We start from the raw sequence: 25,142 nt of genomic DNA, 5'->3' as shown, positions 1-25,142 counted from the left end.
TGCATAATTTCCTTTTGGGCGTACAGAACCAAATTGATGCTTGGTCCAAAGGCGTGGGCAGTTCAATCCTGAAGGAGTATATGGATCAATACAAAGCCGCTCATAAATGATGCTGAAAAGATGATGTTGGAAATTCGTGATCCGTGCTATATGATGAGGTAAGCGATGGGCAGAAGGGAAGGCGAAAGTAAGTGTCAGATGAACGATTAGCTGTTTTACAAGTACATATTGATCAAGCTGGGTATGAGGAACAGCCTGATACCATTAAACAGATTCATTTTGATGTGAAGCAAGGGGAACTGGTCGGTTTATTGGGTCCCAATGGAGCAGGAAAGAGTACGACGATTAAGAGTATCCTAGGTTTGTTGAAGGATTTTAAAGGGGAAATCTCCTTTATGGGTGAACGCAAAAGTTATGCCTACATTCCCGAGCATCCGATTCTGTACGATGAATTGACATTATGGGAGCATATGGAATTCGCGGCTTCCGTCTATGAACTGGATCGTACGGTATTCCTTGAGCGCGCGGATGATCTCTTGCATCGTTTTCGACTGCTGGATGAGAAGCACCAATTACCTGGGAAATTCTCCAAAGGGATGCAGCAGAAAATTATGCTGATCCTCGGATTTTTGAATAAGCCTGATGTGTATATTGTGGACGAGCCCTTCATCGGTCTGGACCCTAAGGCAATCAAAGATTTCTTGGGGATGCTGGATGAAGAACGCAAGCGCGGCGCAGGAATTCTAATGAGTACACATGTATTAGATACGGCAGAACGCATCTGTACATCGTTTGTGCTCCTATCAGGCGGACGATTGGTCGCCAATGGAACGTTGCAGGATATTCAACAACAATGCGGCATGCCGGAAGCGCCGCTCTTCGACTGCTTCCATTCCTTATTATGAAAGGAGGGAGCGCATTGTTGAACAGCAGCTTTCAGCTATTTACGCGAAGAGTTCGTTCGGATTGGTACTTTCAATATAAAGCTTTGCGGATGGCAGTGGATTGGATCATAGCGATTTATTTTGTTATTCCGCTGATCATTGTGGCTGGGTATCAGTATTATTCATGGTGGGTGAAGCAGCCTGATTGGTTTAGTTGGATAACCCCAATGGTTGTGGCTGTGGTCTTCTATCTGTTTACTTGGCTGGGCACGATTCGATATTTTGTGGAGGAAGGCGATCAGCTCTTTCTGAGGCAGAACCAGACGTGGTTTCATCATCTGATGGTGCTTGGCTACAGGTATTCTTTGGTTTTGCAGGGCTTAACAACACTTTTGTTGATCCTTGTTTTTCTTCCGCTGTTGATGCAAAGCTATGCCTACAGCGTGACGCAAGTGATTGCTTTCTGGCTGCTAACCTATGTGTTAAAGCTTAACTTTGGTTTGATGCGTCAATTGCTCGCATTGCGGTTCTACGGGATTGTACTGTGGCTGTTGCGAATCGTCATTTTTGCAGGCGCATTTTTTATGTACCAGTTTATCGTCAAAGAGGCAGATCACGCCTTGTACAATTGGGTTGCGATTCTTTTGCTAGTAGTCTTGTTTGTTTTCTTAACCCGAGCTCGTTTGCAAGAAAAAGGGACCTTCTTCGCGGACATTGCCAGAGAACGTGATGCGCGGATGCGAATCGTCTCGTTAATGTTAATCCGTGTACTGGAGAAGAAAAGAAAACCAACGCGGAAGTATCCGCTGTTTTTTGCCAGATCACAGCGCTTGTTCAAGGGAAAAGGGGCCGGCAACGGGCTTGCTGATTTGTTGACCAAATCCTTTTATAGAAGTGGCACGCAGTGGAAACAGACGCTCCAATTCGTTGTTGTGCTTAGCGGGGCTATGTTTGCTCTGCCTGGTGCGATTAAAATCATTGTTTGGATAATCGCCGCTTGTTTGCTGGTCTTCTGGCGGAAATCCTTTTGCAAAGATGAATTAAGAGCGCCGTTTTTGACCCTTTTTCCAATACAGGACACCGATAAGCATCAAGCGCTGCAAACAGCAATTCCCGTACTAGTGCTGCCAGCCATTGTATTAATCAGCTTATTCGCCGGCATTTCATTCTTTACTTGGTGGGGGCCGCTGCTGATGATCGGGGCTGCCATTCCGCTTGCTTATGGGACATCATCGGTATTTACAAGTTGGTATTAAACGACCAAAGCCATGCTGCTCGGATATCCGTGGGCATGGCTTGACGTGTTTATGCCGGGGTGATACGATGAGTTTAATCCAAGTGAATGACTTGGCATTGAGAACTTGGCAATGAAACGTATATGTGATATCGATTGTTCTACCGTATCAACGGAGACGTGCTTCAAAAGAAGTGCTGCTTCGTTTTTTTGTCTTTCCTGGAGTCGGTACTTATCCTAGATTATTTTGTAAGTATGAATAGCAAGATTAGGGAGATGATGGTATGAGTATTGGCTTTCGAACATTAGGCAGAACGGGATTGCAAGTATCTGAAGTGAGTTTGGGGACCATGGCCTTTGGCCGCTGGATCAGTGAGAAAGAATCGGCTGAAGTGTTGGATGCAGCGCTTGAGGCCGGTATTAATTTGGTGGATACGGCAGATGTCTACGGCTCGGGCATGGATAAGGATAATCCGCTTGAGACGGGAGAATCCGAGACGATTCTCGGTAATTTGCTTGGCGCGCGCAGGCATCAGATCGTTCTGGCAACGAAGGTCCATGGACGTGTCGGGCTGGGCATTAATGATGCTGGACAAAGCCGCTATCATATCCATCGGGCGATTGATAACAGTTTGCAAAGATTAAAGACCGATTACATAGACTTGTACCAAGTTCATCGTTTTGATGAGCAGACTCCGCTTGAAGAAAGTCTGCGTGCACTGGACGATCTGGTTCGCTCGGGGAAAGTCCGTTACATCGGCGCATCCAATTATGCAGCTTGGCAAATTGCCAAAGCGCACGGAATCTCCGCGCAATTGCACTTGGAGCGGTTCCAAAGCGTTCAGCCGGAATACAGCATTATCACGCGCGGCATTGAACAGGAACTGCTGCCATTTGCCATTTCGGAAGGCGTGGGCGTTATTGTCTATAGTCCGCTCGGCCGAGGTCTTTTGACAGGCAAATATGCTTATGGCGAGCAGCCGCCGGCCGGTACAAGAGGCGCTTTCGGTGAAAAACGGATTCAGACCTTGCTGGAGCAGGAGCATCATTTCCGCATTGTAGAGCGATTGAAGCCAATTGCTGCGCGGAAAAATCGGACCCTGCCACAGTTGGCGCTTAGCTGGGTGCTGAGCAGACCAGGCATTACCTCGGCTATTCTGGGGGCGTCGAAGCCTCATCATATTACGGACGCGTGGCCGACAGCTCATGAAAGATTAAATGTGGAAGAATTGAATGAGATTGATGCAATTACGCGTCAAGCGCATGTGGAACTTGTAGGCAAATAAAGGCAGTCGAACATAGGAGGAATTGATCATGAGCGTTGTGTCAGAATGGGTTCATTATGGACAAGGAGCATATACAGGATATGTGGCGAGACCGGAGGATGTGGCTGGTCCGCTTCCTGCCGTGATCATTATTCAGGAAATCTGGGGTTTGGATGCACACATCCAGGACGTAACTAGGAGATTTGCAGAAGCGGGGTTTGTGGCTTTTGCTCCTGATTTATTTTCCCGCAATCAGTCGAGGGAAGCGGTTCTTGAAGCGCCTCGTGTAGCCGCTGCACAGGCGTTTCTGAATGCCATTCCTTCATCTGCATGGCGAAATCCCGAGGAGCGGGCAGAGGCGCTGGCTGGATATCCGGAAGCGGAGCAGATCCAAATCACCGAGACGCTGAATCTTCTCCTTAATTTGCAGACGAGATGGAGCGACTTCGTCCAGCAGTTGCAGACGACATCGCAATTTCTGCGCGATGAGTATGAGCCGACGCAGGGCCAGGGCGTGGCCTCGGTCGGATTCTGTTTGGGCGGCGCGCTGTCAGCCGCGCTTGCGGGCCATGACCCGGCGCTTCGCGGCGGAGTCATTTTTTATGGCAATCCGCCATCGCCAGAGCTGCTAGCGAACATCAAAGCGCCGCTGCTGGGACTTTATGGCGAGCTCGATACGCGGATTTCGGAGCAAATCCCAGGCTTTGCGGAGCAAGCGGAAGCCGCGGACAAATCCTTCGAGTACTACATTTACCCAGCTGCTCAGCATGCGTTCTTCAATGACACGCGTCCAAGCTACCATGCTGCATCCGCCAAGGATGCTTATGAGCGGACGCTGAAGTTTCTTCGTGGTGTGCTGGCTGATCGCTAGCGAGTAGGGATGAGTGAGCCAGACAGCCCAAGCTGTTTGGCTCTTTTTGTTGCCAGTTTTGTTAATGTCGACCGCGGTACCGCGGCAATAGATAGGTGTAGGAGATAGCAGTCTCCCAAGATTTGCGACAAATAGAGGATCTTAGTGTAGTTCCCTTCAAGCTTGGACGTGCCACCGCACAGTCCAGGTATTTCAGCTACTTTCCCTTGCAACTACTCTCAGCGTTCTCCCAAACATCTATCTTCAAGATTCCGTACCAGACTAACAGGAGGAATCTTATTACATTGGATAAATCCAATGTAATCGTGAAATTGGCCGCCCATCGGGCTGTTGGATTGGATTTATCCATTGAAATCCTCAAATCTGTGGCCTATATGGCGTCTTTTATCAGATACCATTGGATTTATCCAATCAACAGCGTGAGGCGATCTTTAGACATTGGACGTGCCGACGCACAGTCCAGGTATTTCAGCTACTTTCCTTTGCAGCTACTCTCAGCGTTCTCCCAACCATCTGTCTAAACTAGCTAACTTCAAGATTCCGTACGAGACTAACAGGAGGAATCTTGTTACATTGGATAAATCCAATGTAATCGTGAAATTGGCCGCCCATCGGGCTGTTGGATTGGATTTATCCATTGAAATCCTCAAATCTGCCGCCTATTTGGCGTCTTTTATCAGATACCATTGGATAAATCCAATGTAGATGCGAAAATAACCACCTATACGGCTGTTTGATTGGATTTATCCAATCAACAACGTGAGGCGATCTTTAGACATTGGACGTGCCGACGCACAGTCCAGATATTTCAGCTACTTTCCTTTGCAGCTACTCTCAGCGTTCTCCCAACCATCTGTCTAAACTAGCTAACTTCAAGATTCCTTACCAGACTAACAGGAGGAATCTTATTACATTGGATAAATCCAATGTAATCGTGAATTTGGCCCCCCATCGGGCTGTTGGATTGGATTTATCCATTGGAATCCTAAAATATGCCGCCTATTTGGCGTCTTTTATCAGATACCATTGGATAAATCCAATGTAGATGCGAAAATAACCACCTATACGGCTGTTGGATTGGATTAATCCAATCAACAACGTGAGGCGTTCTTTAGACATTGGACGTGCCGCCGCACGTCCATGCTAGCACTCCTGTTGATGGAGTCAGATAGATGGTGGGGATAGCGTATAACATGTGAATAGGGTAAATCCCTTGTCCATCTGGGCAGCATGTGGTTATAATGGGGTCACTAACCACTTAAAGGAGTCAGCCTGTTATGGATATTGCCAATCGGATCGCGATCGGGATTCTTGGACCGGAAGCGTTGGTGAACAAGGTGCTGCATGTCATCACCTCGTCATTTCCTTCCTTTCATCCTGTGGCGCGAATATGTTCGGTGGAGGAAGCGCCAGCCGCTGCGGAAGAACTGTTGACGAAGGTCGAGGTGCTCCTGATTACCGGCCCTACACTGTACCGTAGGGTGAAGGAGCAAGTGGTTACCCCGCTGCCCGTGCATGTGATTCCACTAACGGATACAGGTTTATTCAGTGCGCTTTATCGTCTCAAAAGCGGGCGCTGGCATGACTCGAAGCCAGCCATCTACAGCATTGATTCCTTCACGGCCTCTGCTGTGGGAAGGATCGTCGCCGAAATCGGCGAGGCGCCAGCCAGCTTTGAGGTTTATGACGGTCAGCCCTATCCGCAAGCAGACGAGCTTGTGGCGTTTCACACCGCTGCCTATGAGAGCGGCAGCACCCTAGCAGCTCTAACAACGGAGAGTGAGGTTGCGGACGCACTCACGAAGAAAGGGATTCCGTGCGAATGGATCAAGCCGACGGATCAAAACATTACGGTTGTGCTGGAACGGGCACTCTTGTCAACGGAGACGAGACGAAGCAAGGAGGCGCAGATTCTAGTCGGTATGCTGAATGTGGACGACTTCGGCAAAAGGCTGCAGTTCAAAGGATCCGAACACGATATCCAGCGCTTTAAGCTTGATATCCACCGGATGCTAATCGATTATGTGGAATCGTTGGACGGTTATTTGACCCATCTGGGGGCCGATGAGTACTTATTCTTTACGACACGAGGCATCTTCGAGCGGGAAACGGTTGGTTACAAGACAGTGCCGTTGGCCAGAGAGATCTGGAAATCGCTCGGGCTGTCGTTAAGCATGGGCATCGGCTTCGGACGCAGCGCGAATGAAGCGGGCACGCATGCAAGGTTGGCGCTGCGGCGGTGCAAAGAAGCCGGAGGCAATACTTGCTTCATTGTTCGTGAAGACAAGACGTTAATTGGCCCGCTGGAAATGGCGGATTCACTAAGTCGCGATTTATCCGTAACAGACCCTGAACTTCTCAAAAAAGCCGAGGATGCGGGAATGACTTCGGCCTATTTAAGCCGACTATTAGCCACTGTCGCGAGGACGAGCAAGTTGGATTATGAAGTGCATGACCTAGCCACGATTCTTGGCATAACCGTGCGCAGCACGCATCGACTTTTACTGCAATGGATGGATCATGATCTGATCACGATTGCAGGGTCTGTGAAAGTGCCCAAAGGAAGGCCTAAGCAATTGTTTCGTCTTTCATTTTTGGAGAATATGTAGCCATGAAAAGAAGCTCCTGCGCATTCGGATGTTTTCTCGCTGTAAAGCGATTTCCATCTGAAATCGTGGGAGCTTCTCCTTTATTTAAAGACAATTAATAGATTTGTCTTTTATATATCTGGCACGGTATACTTTTTTCATAATCGCACAATATGGAAGGTGAGAGGGGAAAGACAGGATGAGAACATTGGAAGATTTGGAGCAAGTAATGGCGGAGCCGTCAGCGGCATTAATAGCGTTTATGCGGGAATTAGACGGGGATATCATGCTTCTTGGGGTTGGCGGGAAGATGGGACCCAGCCTTGCGAAGCTGGCTATGAATGCCATTGCGGCGGCAGGCGTGAAGAAAGTCGTCTATGGTGTTTCGCGTTTCTCAGAGGCAGGATTAAAAGACGAGCTACAGTCTTACGGCGTGCAAACCATAGCTTGTGATCTGCTCAACGATCAAGCATTGCAAGAGCTGCCAGACGTGAAAAATGTGATCTACATGGCAGGAACAAAGTTCGGAACGACGGGCAAGGAACATTTTACATGGATTATGAATGCTTATTTACCGGGGCGTGTAGCAGATAAATTCAGCCAATCACGCATTGTCGTGTTCTCTACAGGAAATGTTTATCCTTTTACGCCAGTGACTTATGGAGGCGCACATGAAGCTATTGCTCCAGCACCAATCGGTGAGTACGGACAGTCCTGTCTGGGCCGTGAGCGGGTATTCGAGCACTATAGTCAAAAGAATGGAACGCCGGTGTTAGTGTACCGATTGAACTACGCGATCGACCTGCGTTATGGCGTACTGCTTGAAATCGCGAAGTCCATTAAAGAAGGACGTCCAATCAATTTGGCCATGGGACACTTTAACTGTATTTGGCAAGGAGACGCCAATGAGATCGCCATTCGTTCGCTGCTTGCGACGCAAAGCCCGGCTAATTTCCTGAATGTCACAGGTCCTGAGACGGTTTCCGTCAAATATGCTGCTCAGCAATTAGGATTGCGACTTGGTATTGAACCGCAGTTTGTCGGTCAAGAATCCGAAACTGCCTTGCTCAGCAATGCTTCCAAAAGCATGCAATTATTCGGTTATCCGCGTGTTTCCCTGCTGCAAATGTTTGATTGGGTCGCAGAATGGCTGCAACATGGCGGCAGCACGATCAACAAACCGACTCACTTTCAGGAGAGAGAGGGGAAATTCTAAACATGGCGACACGGCGGGAATTATCTACTTTACAGAAAATTGCGCTGCATGACGGGCTGGTCATCCCGGCACATCCACTTGCGCTGAATGTGGATCGACAGTTGGATGAACAGAGTCAACGGGCATTATCCCGATATTATATGGCAACCGGAGCGGGCGGCATCGCGGTTGGTGTGCACTCGACGCAATTTGAAATTCGCGATCCTAAGTTTAATTTGTTTGAAAAAGTGCTGCGGATGGCGTCAGAGGAAGTGGATCGCGCGCAATTGGATCGGCCCTTCCTCAAGGTAGCCGGCATCTGTGGTCCAACGGAGCAGGCGCTGCACGAGATCGAGATCGCCAAAGGGCTTGGATATGACACAGGACTTCTGTCCATGGGTGGATTGAGCGATTGGAGCGAGGCGCAAAGTCTGGAGCGAACCGCACGAATAGCGGAACAAATTCCGGTCATCGGCTTTTATTTGCAACCTTCCGTTGGAGGGAAAGCATTCAGTTTCGATTTTTGGAAAGAATTCGCTAACATCCCTGGCATTGTCGCCATCAAGATGGCTCCGTTCAACCGCTATCAAACGATCGATGTTGCTCGTGCCGTTTGTTACTCTGATCGTCGTGATGAGATCGCCTTGTATACCGGCAATGATGATAATATCGTCAATGATTTGTTGACGGTCTATCGTTTTCAGGTAGAGGGTCAAAGCGTGGAAAAGCGCATCGTTGGTGGGCTTCTCGGTCATTGGGCTGTTTGGACGCATAAAGCAGTTGAGCTTCTGGCTGAAGTGAAGAAAGCAAGATTGAATGATCAAATCGCCTTGGATTGGTTGACACGCAACGTGGAAGTCACCGATTCGAATGCAGCGTTCTTCGATCCTGCTCATGCATTTGCTGGCTGTATCCCTGGCATTCATGAAGTTTTGCGCCGCCAGGGGCTGATCAAAGGAACATGGTGTTTGAATCCGCATGAACAATTGTCACCTGGACAATCGGAAGAAATCGATCGGATGTATCGCGATTATCCGCATTTGAATGATGATGCATTTGTGAAAAAGCATTTGGCCGAATGGTTGTCATAAACGAAAATTTTGATAGGTTTTCGAAGCGGCAGGTTTATTTAAAGGAGGGGATTGCATGCGGTTTAAGGACGTGTTTTCGATCATTGGACCTGACATGATAGGACCCTCCAGTTCACATACAGCCGGCGCAGTAAGGATTGGGTTAGCTGCTCGTCAGTTGTTCGGCAGGTTGCCTGAGCGCGCTGAACTTTATCTCTATGGATCATTCGCCGAAACTTACCGCGGGCATGGCACGGATGTGGCACTTGCCGCAGGCTTGCTGGGTTGGGGCACGGATAACGAAAGGATTCCGGAGGCGTTGGAAGCTGCGAAGGAGCAGGGGGTGGAGCTGCTGCTTATTCCCTCACAAGGTATCGTCGGTCACCCAAACACAGTGCGCATATGCCTCAAAGCAGAGGGTTTTTCTGATTTAACTGTATTAGGCACTTCTATCGGGGGCGGAAATATCGAAATTGTCGGTATCGATGATTTCGATGTCCGTTTCTCGGCTAGTTTCCCGACGATGGTCATTACACATACCGACCAGATTGGCATGCTGGCTGAGATTACTGGTTGTTTTCGGCAAAGTGGCGTGAATATAGGTTCTATGGATGTTGACCGCCGCAGCCGCAGTGGTGAAGTTCTAACTGTAATCGAGGCAGACAGTGAATTTCCGGATGAACTGGTGCGTGCCGTTTCTGCTATTGATGCTGTGCGTTCACTGCGTTTGCTTGTTCTTTCCTAATTATTGTCATGATTAAAATGGGATCTTCAAGCCCCGGGAGGTTATATGAGATTTTCTCATTTACATGAGCTTGCGGCGCTTTGTGTTCAGGAAGGAAAGCCGATTCATCAGCTTATGCTTGAGGAGCAAGCGCAGGAATCAGGACGTTCCTTGCAGCAGGAAAGCGATAAAATGCACAGTTATTATCTGGTGATGAAGGATGCCGTAAACCGTGGGTTGACGAGGGATACTTTGTCGCGCAGCGGGCTAACAGGTAATGATGCCAAACGGGTCATGGCCTTGATTGACGCGCAAACTTTCCTCCTGGGTCCTGTTGCTGGCAAAGCGCTAGCTTACGCGTTATCTGTTTCGGAAGTAAACGCCAGCATGGGTCGTATTATTGCGACGCCAACGGCAGGATCTTGCGGCGTGATCCCTGGTGTTTTTTTGAGTGTGCAGGAACACTTCGGCTGGAGCGATGAGCAGATGACGAAAGGCTTGTTCACCGCTGGCGCGCTCGGTTATGTGATTGCGAACCGTTCGTTCGTTTCGGGCGCAGAAGGCGGCTGCCAAGCCGAGATTGGCTCCGCGGTCGCGATGGCTGCAGGTGCTCTAACGGAGCTGCGGGGTGGAACGCCTGATCAAGCTGTTCACGCTGTAGGCTTGGCCCTAAAGAATTCACTGGGTCTGATTTGTGATCCTGTGGGAGGACTTGTTGAAATTCCTTGCATCGTACGAAATGGTTTCGGCGCTGTTTCGGCAATCACGGCATCAGAGATGGCGATCGCGGGTGTTCGCAGCGCAATTCCGTCCGATGAAGTCATCGGTGCGATGCTCGAAGTCGGCGCCAGTATGCCGGACAAATATCGTGAAACCGCGAAGGGGGGCTTGGCGGCTACCCCGACAGGAACACGTATCATGAAGGAACTGTTTGGCCAAGGCAAACAGCATGAGAAGTCTGAAGATGGGGGTGAGCAGCTATGAAGGCTAGCGACTTGCAGGATGAGTTGACTTCTTTGCTGCATGAAGCGCAAGCGAATCAAGCTGACATTGTGGCGTTCCGCCGCAGCTTGCACGAAGAGCCTGAGCTGAGTTTGGAAGAAGGCGAGACAGCAGCCAAAGTCGCCAGCGAGCTTCGCATGCTGGGGCTCGAACCCACGGTTGGTGTTGGCGGCCACGGTCTTGCAGTCGATATTCAGTTTGGCGAAGACGGCCCAACTATCGCCCTGCGGGCAGATATGGATGCTCTTCCTATTCAGGAAGAGACGGATTTGCCTTTTGCCTCCAAGAAGCTTGGGCGGATGCATGCCTGTGGACATGATGGTCATACCGCTATGTTACTGGGCGCAGCTAAGCTGCTTGTCAATTGCCGCGTTCCTCTTCGCGGACGGATTCGCTTGCTGTTCCAAGCAGCGGAGGAGATCAATGCCGGTGCGAAGGCCATGATCGATGATGGCGCGCTCGCTGGCGTTGATGAAATTTATGGACTACACAATTTGCCAACGCTAGCTCATGGGAAGACGGCAACTAGGCAAGGTGCTTTAATGGGCTCAGTCGACAGGATTGAGATCGAACTGACCGGTAAGGGCGGCCATGGTGCTATTCCTGATCAAAGCATTGATCCCATCGTAGCTGCTTCGGCTATCGTGATGGGTCTGCAAACGGCTGTCAGCCGAGAGATCTCGCCATTCGAGCCGGCGGTCGTTACAATTGGCAGTTTTCAGGCGGGCGAAGCGAACAATGTTATTCCCCATCGGGCTGCATTGACGGGCACAGTTCGAACATTCGCCAAGACAACGCAGCTCGGCATGGAGGAGCGGCTAACGCGCATTATCCATTCGATTGCTGAAGCTTACCGCTGTGAAGCCAAGGTTCGCTATATTGAGCAAACACCAGTGCTTATCAATCATGATGATGCTCTGCAGCATGTAGAGAGCGTCATTAACCTAATGCTTTTGCCTGAAAATAGGGTGGAAGCAAAGCCGACCATGGCTGGCGAGGACTTCTCGCTGTATTTGGAACGTATCCCTGGTTGTTTCTTTTGGCTTGGATCCGGTCCTGAGGAAGATGCCGAGCATGCCTATGGACTTCATCATCCTAAGTTCACAGTCCATGAGGAGTGCCTGCCAACGGGAGCCGCGTTGTTAGCCGGGATCGCTATTAGCAGACTGGCAGACTTGAAAATATAAAGAAAAGACTCCGCTACTTGGAGTCTTTTTGCGTTGCGCGTAGATAATACAACCCAGCTGCCTCGCTTGGAGCATTCCGCTAGTTGCTAATATTTTGGCTTTGCAAGGGAACTACAGTGCGCTATTATAGCCAAAAGTGGCATGAAAGCGGGGGAGAGGGAACTACGGTGCGCTAAATTGCTGTTTGACGGGAAATTCAGCGCTTTTCGTGGAAATAAGGTACTGTAGTTCCCCCAGTACCCTAGTTTCCCCGATATTTACCTAAATAGCGTACTCTAGTTCCCCTCCCTCCCCCAATCGATCCCACGGGAGTTGATTCCCCTCAAGTGAAATAAAAAAGTGGTTGTGCAGTAAGTTGCACAACCACTTTGGATCAATTAAGCCGTACGGAAGCGAGCCAAAATTTGCTGAAGTTCCTCTGCCATCTCGGATAAAGATTGTGCGGCCACATTCACTTCGCCCGTTGTTTCCAACTGGTTGATCGCAGAATGCGAGACGTCTTGAGAGGAAGTTGCGGTTTGTTTGGCGATTGATGCGACTTGCTGTACAGAGGCTGTGATTTCTTGGGCGCCTGCAGACATTTGTTCAGAAGTTGCTGCCATCTCTTGAATTTGCGATGCAACCTGGGAGGTTGATTGCAAGATTTCCCCGAAGTTTTGCTCTGTTTTCTGAACGAGTAGGATGCCCGTTTGCACTTCATCTTTCACATGGCCAAGGGCATCGCCAGATTCGTGAACAGTGAATTGAATTTCTCCCAACAGCTTAGATATTTCACTCGAGAATGAACTTGATTGCTCAGCCAGTTTACGAACTTCTGAGGCTACAACCGCAAACCCGCGTCCTTGTTCACCGGCCCTAGCAGCCTCAATAGCTGCGTTGAGGGCAAGCAGATTTGTTTGCTGGGTAATGTCCTGAATAGATTGCAGGATGTGGCCGATTTCTTGGGATTTGATTTCCAGCAAAGCCATGACCTGATCCGTTTGATGTACGGAATTATGGATGTATTCCATCTGTTGAACGGTGTTTTGCACGTAGGATTCCCCAGCTTCTGCTTGCTGTTTGGTCCATTCGACAGATTCAGCGATGGAAGAAGCACTTTCTGCCATTCGATATATACCTGCGCCGACTTCCTCCATGGAACGAGAAGTTTCCTCCATGGTTAGCGTTTGCTGATCCGCTCCGATGGCAACTTCTTTGACTGTCAACGTAATTTGCTCGGATACTTGCTGCATCTCGTTGGAACTGACTCTCAATTGATCGGCGGAAGAAGCAACACTTTGTGCATGGCCATTGACCGTTTGGATCATCGTTCGCATATGATCAGACATTTGAGCAAAAGAGGTACTGAGTCCCCCAATCTCATCTTGTCGAGTCAGTGCAACATATTGGGTGGAGAGGTCTCCGTCGGAAATCCGCTTAGCAGCTTTACTTAAGGTAATAATGGGCTGAGATACATGGCGAGCGATCAGGAAGGAAATAACCAAACCGAGAATGATGGCAATCGCACTTAAAGTAATAATCCAGCCTAGTCCTGCTTTGTAGGTAGAATCGAGATCGGTTGCCCAGCCATCTGATTGTTCCTGAATTCTTTTGGTAAACAATTCGATTAGGATGCTGCAGCTGCCAAGATTGGAATCCGATTGCTGAATAAGTCTCAAGCCTTCTTCTCCGTGTTTCTGAGCACCTGCCAACGTGGAAGGAAATTGATTGGCGTATTGTGTCCATTGTTCTTGGAACACTTTGATTAATTTATTATCATCATCGACATGAGGGATAGTTTCAAGAAGATTGACTTTCTTCTGAATGTCCTCAAACAATGTTTTTGCTCGATCAGATGGTGAGGAAACACTATCCTCCGTTGAACTGCCTGTTTCATAATTGCCTTGGGATTTATTTTGCATGTTCAATTGAATGCGCAGCATAAGGTCATCCAGGTTCTTGAGATCATGATTCAGGTTTCCTAGCATGATGACATTAGGCAACCCGGTTTGTGTTGTTTGTCGTCCTGTCTCGCCCATTGATTTCATCTGCATGATGGACGTCACACTAATGGCAGAAAGTAGCAGCAGAACGATCACAAAGCTAAAAAGCAGTTTCTTGAAAAGCGTAAGTTTCATTGCGCACAGCCTCCGAAGTTTCTCTTTTTTTATAAGGGGTCATGTTTTCCCTTTGCTATGGATAAATTATCCTTATCTTATTTCGGCGAATGCTGTCGAATATGTTATAGGTTTCCAGAAAAAGATGTGACTAAATTAAGTCATCAACAATGAAGGCTCATTGTTGATGACTTAATTTGTTCCTTAGCACTCTGTTTTATTTCGTCGTTTGTTCTCCTCCATTGGACCTTGGTTCAAAGGAATGTTTGACCGAAGCTTCTTCAATATCTCGGCTTGCCCAGTGATTATCAGGCACGTCCATCCATGACGAATGTTCCGTTCCAAGGAGGGGCCCTCTGCTTAGCATATGATTAATTACAGTAACGGCTTCGGCGCGTGTTAATGGATTAGCAGGGCCAAAGGAGCCATCGGAATATCCGCTGATAAATCCTGCGTTTTGAGAAATTTTAATGACGGCTTCTGCCCAATGGCCAATGGTGTCAGAGAAGCCAACGCCTGATTCAACGGAGTCAGGTGCGAATTTAGCGGCAAGAGCGGCCATTTCGGCGCGGGTTATCGGCTGCTCAGGTTTAAAGGCTTCATCTGCATAGCCCTGCATGAGCCCCATCCGAGTTACCTTTGCAATAGCCTCTGATGCCCAGTGATCCGACTTCACATCCGTGTATAAAGGATCGCTGGCTACTTCTTTATTGGTTGCAATTCGGGAAAGAATCATGGCCATTTCTGCACGAGTGATTTGATTGTCCGGTTTGAAAAAGCCGCCGTCATAGCCCTGAATGTAAGGAGTATGCAAGAAAAGCGAAGAACCCGTTGCGACCTTCAATAATGCGAATGTGCTGAATTTGTTAATTGTGAACTGAACGCCTTTGCCGCCATCGAACGTTGTAAGAGCGACCTTCTTGAACTCAGTCGTGCCATCGCTATGTTCGATGTACACACCAAGCTGTTCCAAATCGGCATCATGCCAATCCATTGACTTCACTGGCAGCACCACTGTGACCTCGCGGTTTTGCAGGTTGGTCTCAATCTCAATCGGACGACCAAGCAACGTAACGTTGGCTTTTCCGGCAACGGCTAGCACAATCTTGGACGAATGGGCCCGATTCACTAGTTTCTGAGTGGCATCTGTCGATTTGACGGGCGTTAGGTTAAAGTAGGCATCTTCGCTAAAGCCATGAAGCGAAACGCTTGGAATGTGAATCTTTACATTGGCAGTGTCGAGATCCAAGCCCAAGCCGCTCTTTTCGATTAAGCTGTGTGAACTTTGTGGAATGCTTATCTTGGTTAGCGATACTGCATCCTTGGCATCCGGCAGTGTGATGATTGCTGACTTGAGCCCAGCAGCTTTGGCCTTGTCGACCAGCGCCTGTGAGTTGTCGTTAGTAAGCTTCACTTCGTCTTGGCTGCTTCCATCAGCTTGCGTTGTACGTACAACATTAACTGTTCCAGTAATGGAGCCTGCTCCACCGCCGCCATAGCTTCCGCCACTTGTCGGAGGGAGTGTTGTTTGGGCAGCTACGTTAAATTTAAGTGCATCCACCAGCATGATGCTGCCCGACTTCTTGACGACTTGGAGGGTATGCGCACCAGCTGCCAGCGAGTCTGCATGAAACAAGCTTTGTTGGGAGCTTCGTATGGTTGAATAAGCATTAATGGTTTGCTTCAAAACGCCATCGATAAATACGTCCATTTCTCCTTGCTCTGGTCCTAAAGGGGCCAGAAGTTCAATGCCCGTACCTTTGAAAGTATACTCGAAGAGATCACCATTGGCAGCAGCAGCATGAATATCATCCGCATAATCGCCTATGAAGGAAAAGGTGAGCTTCAACGTGCCGACGGATTGAGCTGCCAAATAGTCTTTTTTGATCGTGACATGATTGCCCGAAATTTCATAATCCGTGTGATTGCGGAGGGACTGGGTTCCGTTCGAAATGCCGCTTAGGCTTTGCGAGTTGCCAATGATGTTGAGCGTAACATCAGCTTGTGCAGATCCAGCTTTGTTAAAATCCGCAGATGAGATGTCAATCAGATCGGGAAGCTGAACTTTCAAAGCGTCAAGCAGCATAAATTGTCCGGTTTTTTTCACGGCTTTGAGTGTATGAACGCCGAGCGGTAAATTCGAAACGGTGTAGACGTCCCTTTGAGCGTCATTGTGAGCATTGGCCCCATAGGTATGTGCGGTGCCATGCAGCTGCCCGTCGATATACATATCGACATCGCCTTGACCTTGATCGACCTCGGTTATATAAGTGATGCCTGTTCCAGTAAACGTGTAGGTGAAGTAGTCGTTATTTTTCTCCAAATAATGCACATCTTTGCCATAATCATTAAAAGGACGATTGGTGCTGCGATTCCACGATCCAGTGTAATGAATGCCCGGATGATCGTCGTTGATGTAAGCAAATCGTCCAGGAGATGCTGAGTTGCTTATCGTGATCGCTAACGTCTGCGGGTTCCCGGAACTGAATGTGAATGTCAAATTGGTGACGCCGATTGGCTGCTGAACCAAATAAGATTTGAAAATTTTGACTTGACCATTTGAAATCGTATAATCTTCATTTGCTGTCAGAGGGGCTGTTCCGTTCGTGATGCTAGTAAGGCTGTTGCTGCCACCTAGGGTCAACGATGCTGCTACATCGGCTTGTGCAGAAGCTTTTTTATCAAAATTGGCGGTTGTGGGATGCAGCGATGTCCCGGTAACCGCGATGGACAGCGATTGGGTATCCCCGCCGGCAAAAGCGAAATCCAGTGTTGTCAATTGACTGGAAGGCTGCTGTAGCCAGAATTCTTTTTTGATCGTTACAATGTTGTTGCTTACTGTATAGTCCGTATTCAACTGGAGGGAGGTCGATCCGTTCTTAATACTACGGAGCGAACTTGCGCCGAGCACAAGCTGCGACGTAATGTCGGATGGCTGATCTTTATCAAAAATAGTTGCGGAAGGTGGGCTAAGCAGCGATGCTGTTGTCACCTTCAAAGCATCTAGAATGAAATAGTATTGACCACTAGCATTTCTTACTGCCTTGAGCGTATGTGATCCCTGTGGCAAATCGGTGACTTGATACACTGAATGCTGTCCTGCCTGCGGCGTACCCTCTGAGTCGACGGTTGCTTTCAGCAAACCATCGATATAGATATCCATGCGACCATTACTGGAGCCTTGCTCGGATAACACCTCGATGCCGGTGCCTGTAAACGTGTAGGTAAACTCAGGTTCTATACCATTATCAGGTTCTCCGTAATGAACATCACCAGCATAATCATTGAATGACCTTCCGCTGCTGTAACCCCACCTGTTCGTGTATTGAATGGTCGGATCATTGTCATTGATATAGACGGAATGGGTTACAGACTGATTAGGCGAATTAGGCGGCTGTGTGTTGTTGCCCGTAGTTGGATTCGAAGGAGTAGAGAAAGAATCGGTTATGGCGATTGACAAGTCCTGTGCATCACGTGTCCGTTCTTGGCCGCCATTACGTGTCCATCCGCCCGAATATCTCATTCCCGTATCGTCGTCATTAACGATCGACGTCCCATTCTGCGCCGTTACTTTGAACAAGCGCGAAGCATGAGGCTCCAGGTAAATTTGACCTAAACCGGAGTTGAATGAGCCGAGCTCTGTATGACTCCATAAGTCACGAACAGAGGCTGCCCCACTTAATCCCATATCGCTCCAATTCACGCTGACGCCCGTGCCTTTGTTGCCAAGATTGAATAGCGCCACGGTATAGGTGCCATCTCCATTATTGGCATACCATACCTGCTGACTGGTAGCCGTGGAAACCGGGTGTACCGGTCGGCCGGCTTGGTTGACGGCAATGACCTCATCGTTCGTCAATAACTCGAGGCCATAGGCGTCCAAATTGGTTAAATCGTCCCCCGTATACAACTGAGCAGACGAAGCTGCCCATAGGGTCGTCGCTGTTTGCCTTTCATCTTTGGTCAGTCCAGAAGTTGAGCCGTTGCCGACATTCAGGGAATCGAAGTCATTCCAGCCGCCTGGACCGGCATCTCGCCACCATAATGCTGCGTCAGGGAACAAACGGGCGATATTAGCCCATTGTGTCATGCCGATCTCGCGATCGTAGGATTCCACATCCCAATCGACGCGCCAACCATTGGCGTATTTTTTCCAATAATCCACATAGTTGTGATCAAGAGCCCATGACAGCTCGAACCAAATGTTATGCCTGCCGAGCGCAGCGGACCAAGCTTTCACGTCATCGCGAGCATCAATGGTCACATCGTTATGACCAGATCCCGGTGTGACACTGTCGAATTTGACGAAATCGATGCCCCAGGAAGCAATTAAATCTGCGATGGAATCGATATATTTCTGCGCGCATGGATTGCTGAAATCGATTTTATAACCAATATTCCAATAATCTGCGTATTTGTAGGGTTTGACGGCGATGTCACCGATTGTGCAGCCGGGAGCATTATAAATCGGAAGATTGCTGTTCACGGCTTCGGGCGATAGGCCAGGGATGAAATAAACGCCTATTTTCTGACCGTTAGCGTGCACATAGTCGATTAGATTCTGGAATCCGCCTGGATACAACGTTGTGCTGGGAACCGGTCTTCCGTATTCATCCATGCTGCCGTTCCAACCTGCATCGATATTAATCCGATTATAGCCGTGAGCTTGCAGCTTCTCGTGCATCGCATCGGACATTTGTTTGATCTTGGCTTCGGATATCCAATTGCCAGCGGGACCGTCATATACTTGCATACTGTAACTGCTCCAGCCCATATAAGGCTTCTGCGCTAATCCATTGTCTGCCGCTTTGGCGATGCTCCCACTGGCAGGGACGTATCCAATTTGCGCAATGACCACAATAGCTAATAGCAATCCCAGCCAAATTTTCTTGTGGCGTTGTAGCTTATTTCTCATCTTTTCTAGCTCCTTTGTCGTTAGCTTGAATTCAGGGTAGATAATTCTTCTGTGTATGCGCCGTTGCGTGGCTGCGAGTATGCACCTCCTTGTAAGCGCTTTAGAAATGGCGGTCTTCAAGCTGCTGCACAAGTCCGATTATATATAAACTATTCTGGCTGTGGATAGGTACACTTCTGTCCAAAACCGTACGAATTGCCCGATTTCATTGGAAGATCATACGAAACAGCCCTTGCTGATGTTCAAAATAGGAGAAGGGGGCAGCTATCGCAGTCATGCTGCAATGGAGTGGGATGCTGAGGATTTGCTGGAGGAAGTCCACAAAAATGGGTAGAAAAAGTGGGGGGGAGCCCCCCCTAATAATTAAACAGAAGAGCTCGCAACTTGAACAAGAGGTCTACGTTTTCGACTTGTATATACAAAGAAATAACTGAGTGTCATCAGCAAGCAGATGGCGACGTCAACACCAATCAGTACTTGATAATTGTGGAAATAATCGAAGGAAAGTCCGCCGATCAGCGCTCCAAGGATGCCTCCGCCTTGATGGAACAGGAGGAGGAAGCCCGTATGTTGGCCTTTTCCTTTGGCGAATTCATTGATAATCAGCAGTCCGCCAGGAATGGCACTTAAATAGGTGATACCAAAGGCGATGGCAAACAAGAGAGGTGACCATCCAACATGCAGGAAGAGGAAAGCAAATCCCAGTACGCGGATGCCATACAGAATGCTCATCATCATTAGCTTGTTGAGACGATCTAGAAAGTAGCCAAACAGAAGAGAACCGGTAATTTCTAAGACGCCTAGCACACTCATCGAGAGAGCAATCATACTTGGAGAGACATTAGCCAACTGATGGATAGCGACTAAGTTCATTTCCACGGTTCCCATATTGAAGCCGCAGGTAAACAAAGCGAGCGAAACCACAATGAAAATAGGCACATAGAGGGCTGCTCTTTTGATTGGAGGACTCTCAGCTTCCGGTTGCGTCTCCTTCGTCACTGGCTGGAGCTCTGCATCTGGTGAATTTGCTTTATTTGGCGAAGCCGCCGCCTTAATGCCAAACCAAATAACAGGTAAAGTGACGATAATACCCAGGATAAATGAGGCTAGGAAGGCATCCTTCCAAGTCAGCCAACTCGATGAAACGAAAATCGGAGTGCTGATCGCCAATCCAACGGAGGAAGCACTTGCCAGAAGCGCAGTAGCTTTGGCACGATGATGCTGGAACCATTTAAACATCAGCATATAGGTCGTAGTTGATCCGATGCCAACGAACCCGGAGATAACGCCATATCCAATAAAAAACAGCATAGAATCATGCCCGAATACGACGGTACCCGTGCCGACAGTACTCATAATTGCGCTAGCCAGCATGATTTTCTTAGGACCGTAACGATCGACAAGCCATCCACCCAGAGGCGCGCATAGAGCTGCGATCAATAAATTCGTAGACCATGCCATCGAAATAAAGCCCCGGCTGATGCCCAGATCCTCTGAAATCTGCACTTGGAAATAAGCCATGATGAACCGTGTCAGTGCGCTAATAAAGCCAATTATCCAAAGCGAGCCTAATCCAAGCCATGCATATTTAGATTCGTTAAACCATGTCGTTCCCATGCAACACTCCCCTTTGATAAAGATACCGATTGGTATCTTTATCATAACATAATCATTTTCCTTTTCAATAGTTGAGATTCATTTGTTATAATGAAAGGGCTATTTCACGCGCATAACGGAGGAATGTATATGCAAAAAGGAGAAAATACCCGCAAGCATATTATTGCTAAATCGGCTGAGCTTTTTAACCAGAAAGGCTATTCAGCCTCATCCTTATCGGATATAACGGAGTTAACAGGCATTAAGAAGGGTGGCATTTATCGCCATTTTGTCAATAAAGATGAGATTGCGCTTGAGGCGTATAACTATGCAGGCAGCGTAGTTGGCAGCAAGATGCAAGAAGCGATCAATCAACAAGAAACGGCGTCAGACAAGCTGCTGGCTTATTTGCATATTTATGAAAATGTGGTGGAAAATCCGCCCTTTATCGGCGGTTGTCCGCTTCTGAATGTAGCGATCGAAAGCGACGACGGCCATCCCATCCTGCGGAAGAGAGCGCAGCAAGGGTTGGAAGCTACGCTGGCTAAGATGCAAGCTATAATTTCACAAGGGGTGGAAAGCGGGGAGTTTAAAGCTGATCTCGATATTGAAGCATTAGCCACCTTTGCTTTGTCCATTATGGAAGGCGGCGTGATGATGAGTAAGCTCGAAGGCAGCAATCGACATATCCGCATGAATATCACGAGTTTTAAAGCTTATCTAAAGCATGCATGCCTACGATAGATTATGCGCCAGAAGGGGGGATAAAAACTGCTTTTTGCCGATTTTAAGGAAAAGTGTTTGCAATATGGTTTCTCTTTGAGGGCTTGCTATCAGCAGTGGAGAGAAGCACCCAGAGATCGCATTTCGGACTGCCAAGCCTGATTTGGTGTTACCATTTCAGAATTAATCACAATAAAAGAGGGATGCAGGTCCTCAAACCGATCTTAGAAGGAAAACTAAGCTGCCGCACGATTCCGCAAAATACATACAGCCTAATCATTCAACCGCTGCTTAAATTAGGTGAATTTGACCAAGCGATTCTTACAGCGAATAATGGAGCCAAACCAAACGTCGCAAGAAGTTGGTGGAATCCGCTACGGTCACTTTGGCCTGGTTGGATGCTGAGATTCACCGATTAGAACAATCCTTTCACGTCAGAAACAGGAATGAGTATGTGAAACAAGGTATCGCAGAGAAAGAGTTGCAATTCCGCAAATTAATTGCGAAATACAACAAAGCGCAAACAGACAAATAAACAACAGACAAATAAACATAATTCAGTCGTGGAGGCTAATCATTATGCAAATTAGAACATTAGGTCGCAGTGGGCTTGCCGTTTCGGAGCTTTGTTTGGGGACGATGAGTTTTGGCAATACAACCAGCGAGGCGGATGCCATTCGGATGATCCATCAGTTCAAGGAGCAGGGTGGCAATTTTCTGGATACGGCTAATGTTTATGTCGCTGGCCGCTCGGAAGAGATTGTAGGCAAAGCGATCAAGGATATTCGCTCAGAGGTTGTTTTGGCCACCAAGGTGCGTATGCAAACGGCAGATCATCCGAACGGATCGGGTATTTCGCGCAAACATATTTTACAAAGCGTAGAAGAGAGCTTGCAGCGGCTCCAGACGGACTATATTGATCTCTACCAAGTTCATGTGTGGGATCATCTAACACCAATTGAAGAAACGCTTCGCGCGCTTGATGATCTGGTTACTTCAGGGAAGGTCCGGTATATCGGCTGTTCCAATTTTTTTGCTTGGCATCTGATGAAATCTCTCGCTTGCAGTGATGCAAACCGCTATGTGCGCTTTATTTCCATCCAGCCGCAGTACAGCCTTGTCAGCCGTGAAATGGATCGTGAAATGATGTCATTATGCTTGGAAGAGAATGTTGGCGTCATTCCTTGGGCTCCGCTTGGCGGCGGTTTTCTTACTGGCCGTTATACGAGAGAAGAGCCGACATCTGGGCGCCTGTCAGCCAAAGTGGGCGAAAGCGCTTGGGCATTGCGCGGAACAGAGCGTAATTTCGCTATTTTTGATGCTGTCTATTCGGCAGCTAGTGAATTGGATAAGACTCCGGCGCAGATCGCTCTAGCCTGGTTATTGCAAAGAAAAGGCATCACATCGCCGATTTTTGGCGCAACCACGCTTGAACAATTTGCAGATAATATGGGGGCTGTAGGTTGGCAAATGCCGCAGGACATCTGGGACCGACTGGATGAAGCAAGCGCTCTTCCTTCCGAATATCCCAACCGTTTCATTGCGAAATTTGCCAGACCTTATGCGTCCAATTGATTGAACCCGAATCCAGAATCCGACGAAATTTTGTGTAAAATGATTCTTTCCGTTGACCTCATCGTGGAAGTTTCACTATAATAACCCTAACGCGGAAGCGAGGGAGTGGTATAGATATGGCAATAAAAGATTGCCAGATTGGCACAGCCTCATGCAAAGCCTAAGTTTAGAGGCGATACTTTGTGTGGGTTGATCGTGAAATGAAAATCATCGCCCAAGTAAACAAATTCGTTTCTAATACTTGGCTTTGCGCCTTATTCAATAAGTTATCCAATAAGGGGCTGAAGAAACCATGTATAAACCATTTATTAGAAACCACCAATATAATTTTATGAAGAAACAAGCCGATCTGCTGCAAAATACACTTAGAACGAATGCGGATCTCAAAGTCTTGGAATCGGTGAAATATAGCGTTCAAAGCAAAATTGTTGACCTGTTTCCGGATGTTCCGGCTAGCGAAAAAGCCATGCTGGGAAGCATTTCTACCGTGGAAAAAGCGGAGGATTTCCAAGCTTATCTGCGGCAGTTTGTGCCGTATGTATCGGAATTTCCAGCCATCACGGAGAAACAGATTCAGAAGCTATTTCCCAAAAATAAAAAGCTCAAGGTCCCGGATTTATCCACGATCGATTATCGGTACATCACGTATCTGAGTTGGGTGGATATCTCCACGAATAAGCTGTTTCTGGTGTATCATCAGAACGGGCAATTCATCGGAATTGAAGGGAAGTACACGCTGACTTCTAAGAAAAGCTTCTGCTTCTTATGCAATCGGTTTGAGGAGCTTGTTCTGTTCTCCGCCGTTTCCAAAACAAGGCCAGCGAAGTCCTCGCCGGACTATTACAAATCCGTGGGCAATTACTTGTGCATGGATAGTCAGGCATGTAATAAGAACATCACAGATACTTTGGCACTGGAAAAATTTATTGCTGCAGTTGTTGGTTAGATGATGTGAAAATAGGGGCTGCTCCCGCGAGGTTAATTACCTAGGGAGCGGCCTTTTTTTACATAGAAGCGCCAGAATTTATATGTTTTTGGGTTTGGAGTGAGCGAAGCTTACCTCCTATTTATTGGCGTCCACAGTAGACTTCTTTGCTGCCTTCTTTGCTAGAGCGGTTTTCGGTCTCAAAGGGGAAGGGGCAGCTAATGAACTGTATGATGCTTATAGACGAGAAAATGGCTGCTTTGGAGATTTAATGGACTGGATTGGCGTTATATCGAGCAGATATTAGGCGGAAAGGTGATCGTTTTCTTGAAATAGAGCATCTGGCATTCACTAGATTTTCAGAATGAGCAATTTTGGCCGAATAAAGGATATTGAGTTCGTAAGGGGAGCTTGGGGTTTGCCTCAAGGTTCATTGACTTGATGACCTAGCTGGCAGGCTAGGTTATTCAGAAGAAAGTATAAGTTTCTGGGTGGATTTAAGGGGTTCTCCCTTTTTAGTTTTTTGGTACATGTAGAATAAGAAACAGGACATCCTACACCGAATTTTCTTTGATGAGAATCGGGACTGGGAAGCCTTTAAAAGCAAGCATGGCAAAAAGATATGTCCCGTAGTGCTGAAAGAAATCCAAAAATGCCGAGATTGTGGAGACCCGAAAAAAGGGTTAAACTGCTCGCATGTGAAGGGTGCCACGATCTTAAGGTGGTGCCCTTTTCGGTGCAAGGGACGTTTCTGCACGACGTGTTCATGCGGAGAAGGGAACGTCAATCCGCGATACTAGCAAAATGTGTCATGATAGCAAGTTTGAGGGAACTACAGTACGCTATAATTCTGAAAATCGCTATATTCCACGCCAGAGGGAACTAGGATCCGCTATTGCACCATTTCCCGGTTGGAATCAGCAGGTTCCGCTTGAATAGCGGATCTTAGTTCCCTTTCATGCTACGTTTACCCCATTTCCCGCCAGTTAGCGGATCAGAGTTCCTTTTCAAGCTGTGTTCTGTGTCATCGCCTAGCCCCAAAGGAACTAGGATCCGCTATATTGCTGAAAACCGCTATGAAGACGCTCATCTCTCAGTGTGACAAAGCCACTTTACTTATCCACTATGCTCCTGTTTTCACCTTCTATGACTTTTAAATCTCCCGCAAACCCGTTGCACCGCTGCAGCAACCCCATCCAACCCCATCGACCCCAACCAATCCATCGACCCCATCGACCCCATCGACCCCATCGACCCCATCGACCCCATCGACCCCATCGACCCCATCGACC

Annotated in this window: 20 protein-coding genes; 17 read left to right on the top strand and 3 right to left on the bottom strand. The window is 48.0% G+C overall.

The window, feature by feature from the left end; genetic code table 11:
* Positions 1-191 precede the first annotated feature (191 nt).
* The 12 genes from IEY34_RS26145 (at position 192) to IEY34_RS26095 (ending at position 12,020) form a co-directional block, all read left to right on the top strand.
* Positions 192-905, top strand: a complete 714-nt coding sequence (locus IEY34_RS26145; RefSeq protein WP_229757843.1) for an ABC transporter ATP-binding protein — start codon at positions 192-194, stop codon at positions 903-905.
* 17 nt (positions 906-922) lie between these two features.
* On the top strand, positions 923-2,140 hold the full coding sequence (locus tag IEY34_RS26140) for an ABC transporter permease (RefSeq protein WP_189017214.1): 1,218 nt from the start codon (positions 923-925) through the stop codon (positions 2,138-2,140).
* Between the two features lie 262 nt (positions 2,141-2,402).
* A complete protein-coding gene (locus tag IEY34_RS26135) occupies positions 2,403-3,404 on the top strand; it encodes an aldo/keto reductase (protein WP_189017211.1) in 1,002 nt (333 codons plus the stop codon).
* 28 nt (positions 3,405-3,432) lie between these two features.
* A complete protein-coding gene (locus IEY34_RS26130; protein WP_189017208.1) occupies positions 3,433-4,254 on the top strand; it encodes a dienelactone hydrolase family protein in 822 nt (273 codons plus the stop codon).
* A gap of 284 nt (positions 4,255-4,538) precedes the next feature.
* Complete coding sequence (locus IEY34_RS26125) at positions 4,539-4,775, top strand: hypothetical protein (protein WP_189017205.1); 237 nt, start codon at positions 4,539-4,541, stop codon at positions 4,773-4,775.
* Positions 4,776-4,827: 52 nt separating this feature from the next.
* Positions 4,828-4,959, top strand: coding sequence for a hypothetical protein (locus tag IEY34_RS37370; RefSeq protein WP_268240180.1), 132 nt, complete (start codon positions 4,828-4,830; stop codon positions 4,957-4,959).
* A 572-nt stretch (positions 4,960-5,531) separates the two neighbouring features.
* On the top strand, positions 5,532-6,863 hold the full coding sequence (locus tag IEY34_RS26120; protein ID WP_189017202.1) for a hypothetical protein: 1,332 nt from the start codon (positions 5,532-5,534) through the stop codon (positions 6,861-6,863).
* Between the two features lie 178 nt (positions 6,864-7,041).
* A complete protein-coding gene (locus IEY34_RS26115) occupies positions 7,042-8,058 on the top strand; it encodes an NAD-dependent epimerase/dehydratase family protein (protein WP_189017199.1) in 1,017 nt (338 codons plus the stop codon).
* A 2-nt stretch (positions 8,059-8,060) separates the two neighbouring features.
* On the top strand, positions 8,061-9,128 hold the full coding sequence (locus tag IEY34_RS26110; protein ID WP_189017196.1) for a dihydrodipicolinate synthase family protein: 1,068 nt from the start codon (positions 8,061-8,063) through the stop codon (positions 9,126-9,128).
* Positions 9,129-9,183: 55 nt separating this feature from the next.
* Complete coding sequence (gene sdaAB, locus IEY34_RS26105) at positions 9,184-9,852, top strand: L-serine ammonia-lyase, iron-sulfur-dependent subunit beta (RefSeq protein ID WP_189017194.1); 669 nt, start codon at positions 9,184-9,186, stop codon at positions 9,850-9,852.
* A gap of 45 nt (positions 9,853-9,897) precedes the next feature.
* The gene (gene sdaAA / locus IEY34_RS26100; RefSeq protein ID WP_189017192.1) at positions 9,898-10,815 is read left to right on the top strand and encodes an L-serine ammonia-lyase, iron-sulfur-dependent, subunit alpha; all 918 of its coding nucleotides are present in this window, start codon (positions 9,898-9,900) and stop codon (positions 10,813-10,815) included.
* On the top strand, positions 10,812-12,020 hold the full coding sequence (locus IEY34_RS26095; RefSeq protein ID WP_189017189.1) for a M20 metallopeptidase family protein: 1,209 nt from the start codon (positions 10,812-10,814) through the stop codon (positions 12,018-12,020). The genes sdaAA and IEY34_RS26095 overlap by 4 nt, the downstream gene beginning before the upstream one ends.
* Before the next feature lie 377 nt (positions 12,021-12,397).
* Here the strand turns inward: IEY34_RS26095 and IEY34_RS26090 are convergent, their stop codons facing one another.
* The 3 genes from IEY34_RS26090 to IEY34_RS26080 all read right to left on the bottom strand — a co-directional run bounded on the left by IEY34_RS26090 (position 12,398) and on the right by IEY34_RS26080 (position 20,648).
* Positions 12,398-14,137 carry a methyl-accepting chemotaxis protein gene (locus IEY34_RS26090; protein ID WP_189017186.1) on the bottom strand — a complete coding sequence of 580 codons (1,740 nt, stop codon included), beginning with the start codon at positions 14,135-14,137 and terminating at the stop codon, positions 12,398-12,400.
* A 196-nt stretch (positions 14,138-14,333) separates the two neighbouring features.
* Positions 14,334-19,031, bottom strand: a complete 4,698-nt coding sequence (locus IEY34_RS26085; RefSeq protein WP_189017182.1) for a X2-like carbohydrate binding domain-containing protein — start codon at positions 19,029-19,031, stop codon at positions 14,334-14,336.
* A 363-nt stretch (positions 19,032-19,394) separates the two neighbouring features.
* Positions 19,395-20,648: an MFS transporter gene (locus IEY34_RS26080; protein ID WP_189017179.1), complete on the bottom strand. Its 1,254-nt coding sequence runs from the start codon at positions 20,646-20,648 to the stop codon at positions 19,395-19,397.
* Positions 20,649-20,777: 129 nt separating this feature from the next.
* Here IEY34_RS26080 and IEY34_RS26075 point away from each other — a divergent pair, with 129 nt between their 5' ends.
* The 5 genes from IEY34_RS26075 to IEY34_RS37915 all read left to right on the top strand — a co-directional run bounded on the left by IEY34_RS26075 (position 20,778) and on the right by IEY34_RS37915 (position 24,650).
* Positions 20,778-21,371 (top strand): TetR/AcrR family transcriptional regulator, encoded by a 594-nt coding sequence (locus IEY34_RS26075; RefSeq protein WP_189017176.1) that lies wholly within the window; start codon positions 20,778-20,780, stop codon positions 21,369-21,371.
* Positions 21,372-21,553: 182 nt separating this feature from the next.
* Positions 21,554-21,769: a hypothetical protein gene (locus tag IEY34_RS26070; protein ID WP_189017173.1), complete on the top strand. Its 216-nt coding sequence runs from the start codon at positions 21,554-21,556 to the stop codon at positions 21,767-21,769.
* Between the two features lie 160 nt (positions 21,770-21,929).
* Positions 21,930-22,925: an aldo/keto reductase gene (locus IEY34_RS26065; protein WP_189017170.1), complete on the top strand. Its 996-nt coding sequence runs from the start codon at positions 21,930-21,932 to the stop codon at positions 22,923-22,925.
* A 292-nt stretch (positions 22,926-23,217) separates the two neighbouring features.
* A complete protein-coding gene (locus tag IEY34_RS26060; RefSeq protein ID WP_189017167.1) occupies positions 23,218-23,871 on the top strand; it encodes a FusB/FusC family EF-G-binding protein in 654 nt (217 codons plus the stop codon).
* Positions 23,872-24,401: 530 nt separating this feature from the next.
* Positions 24,402-24,650 carry a transposase zinc-binding domain-containing protein gene (locus IEY34_RS37915; RefSeq protein ID WP_189017318.1) on the top strand — a complete coding sequence of 83 codons (249 nt, stop codon included), beginning with the start codon at positions 24,402-24,404 and terminating at the stop codon, positions 24,648-24,650.
* Positions 24,651-25,142 lie beyond the last annotated feature (492 nt).

The sequence above is a fragment of the Paenibacillus marchantiophytorum genome, assembly GCF_014640555.1.
GTDB lineage: Bacteria > Bacillota > Bacilli > Paenibacillales > NBRC-103111 > Paenibacillus_E > Paenibacillus_E marchantiophytorum.
Note: the sequence above shows the minus strand (reverse complement) of the source record. Positions and strands in the feature narration are given on the sequence as shown.

Excerpts from the sequence above, each read along its gene's own strand:
- IEY34_RS26135 (WP_189017211.1), top strand. The coding sequence starts at position 2,403 with ATGAGTATTGGCTTTCGAACATTAGGCAGAACGGGATTGCAAGTATCT.
- IEY34_RS26130 (WP_189017208.1), top strand. The coding sequence starts at position 3,433 with ATGAGCGTTGTGTCAGAATGGGTTCATTATGGACAAGGAGCATATACA.
- IEY34_RS26120 (WP_189017202.1), top strand. The coding sequence starts at position 5,532 with ATGGATATTGCCAATCGGATCGCGATCGGGATTCTTGGACCGGAAGCG.
- IEY34_RS26115 (WP_189017199.1), top strand. The coding sequence starts at position 7,042 with ATGAGAACATTGGAAGATTTGGAGCAAGTAATGGCGGAGCCGTCAGCG.
- IEY34_RS26110 (WP_189017196.1), top strand. The coding sequence starts at position 8,061 with ATGGCGACACGGCGGGAATTATCTACTTTACAGAAAATTGCGCTGCAT.
- sdaAB (WP_189017194.1), top strand. The coding sequence starts at position 9,184 with ATGCGGTTTAAGGACGTGTTTTCGATCATTGGACCTGACATGATAGGA.
- sdaAA (WP_189017192.1), top strand. The coding sequence starts at position 9,898 with ATGAGATTTTCTCATTTACATGAGCTTGCGGCGCTTTGTGTTCAGGAA.
- IEY34_RS26095 (WP_189017189.1), top strand. The coding sequence starts at position 10,812 with ATGAAGGCTAGCGACTTGCAGGATGAGTTGACTTCTTTGCTGCATGAA.
- IEY34_RS26090 (WP_189017186.1), bottom strand. The coding sequence starts at position 14,137 with ATGAAACTTACGCTTTTCAAGAAACTGCTTTTTAGCTTTGTGATCGTT.
- IEY34_RS26085 (WP_189017182.1), bottom strand. The coding sequence starts at position 19,031 with ATGAGAAATAAGCTACAACGCCACAAGAAAATTTGGCTGGGATTGCTA.
- IEY34_RS26080 (WP_189017179.1), bottom strand. The coding sequence starts at position 20,648 with ATGGGAACGACATGGTTTAACGAATCTAAATATGCATGGCTTGGATTA.
- IEY34_RS26075 (WP_189017176.1), top strand. The coding sequence starts at position 20,778 with ATGCAAAAAGGAGAAAATACCCGCAAGCATATTATTGCTAAATCGGCT.
- IEY34_RS26070 (WP_189017173.1), top strand. The coding sequence starts at position 21,554 with ATGCAGGTCCTCAAACCGATCTTAGAAGGAAAACTAAGCTGCCGCACG.
- IEY34_RS26065 (WP_189017170.1), top strand. The coding sequence starts at position 21,930 with ATGCAAATTAGAACATTAGGTCGCAGTGGGCTTGCCGTTTCGGAGCTT.
- IEY34_RS26060 (WP_189017167.1), top strand. The coding sequence starts at position 23,218 with ATGTATAAACCATTTATTAGAAACCACCAATATAATTTTATGAAGAAA.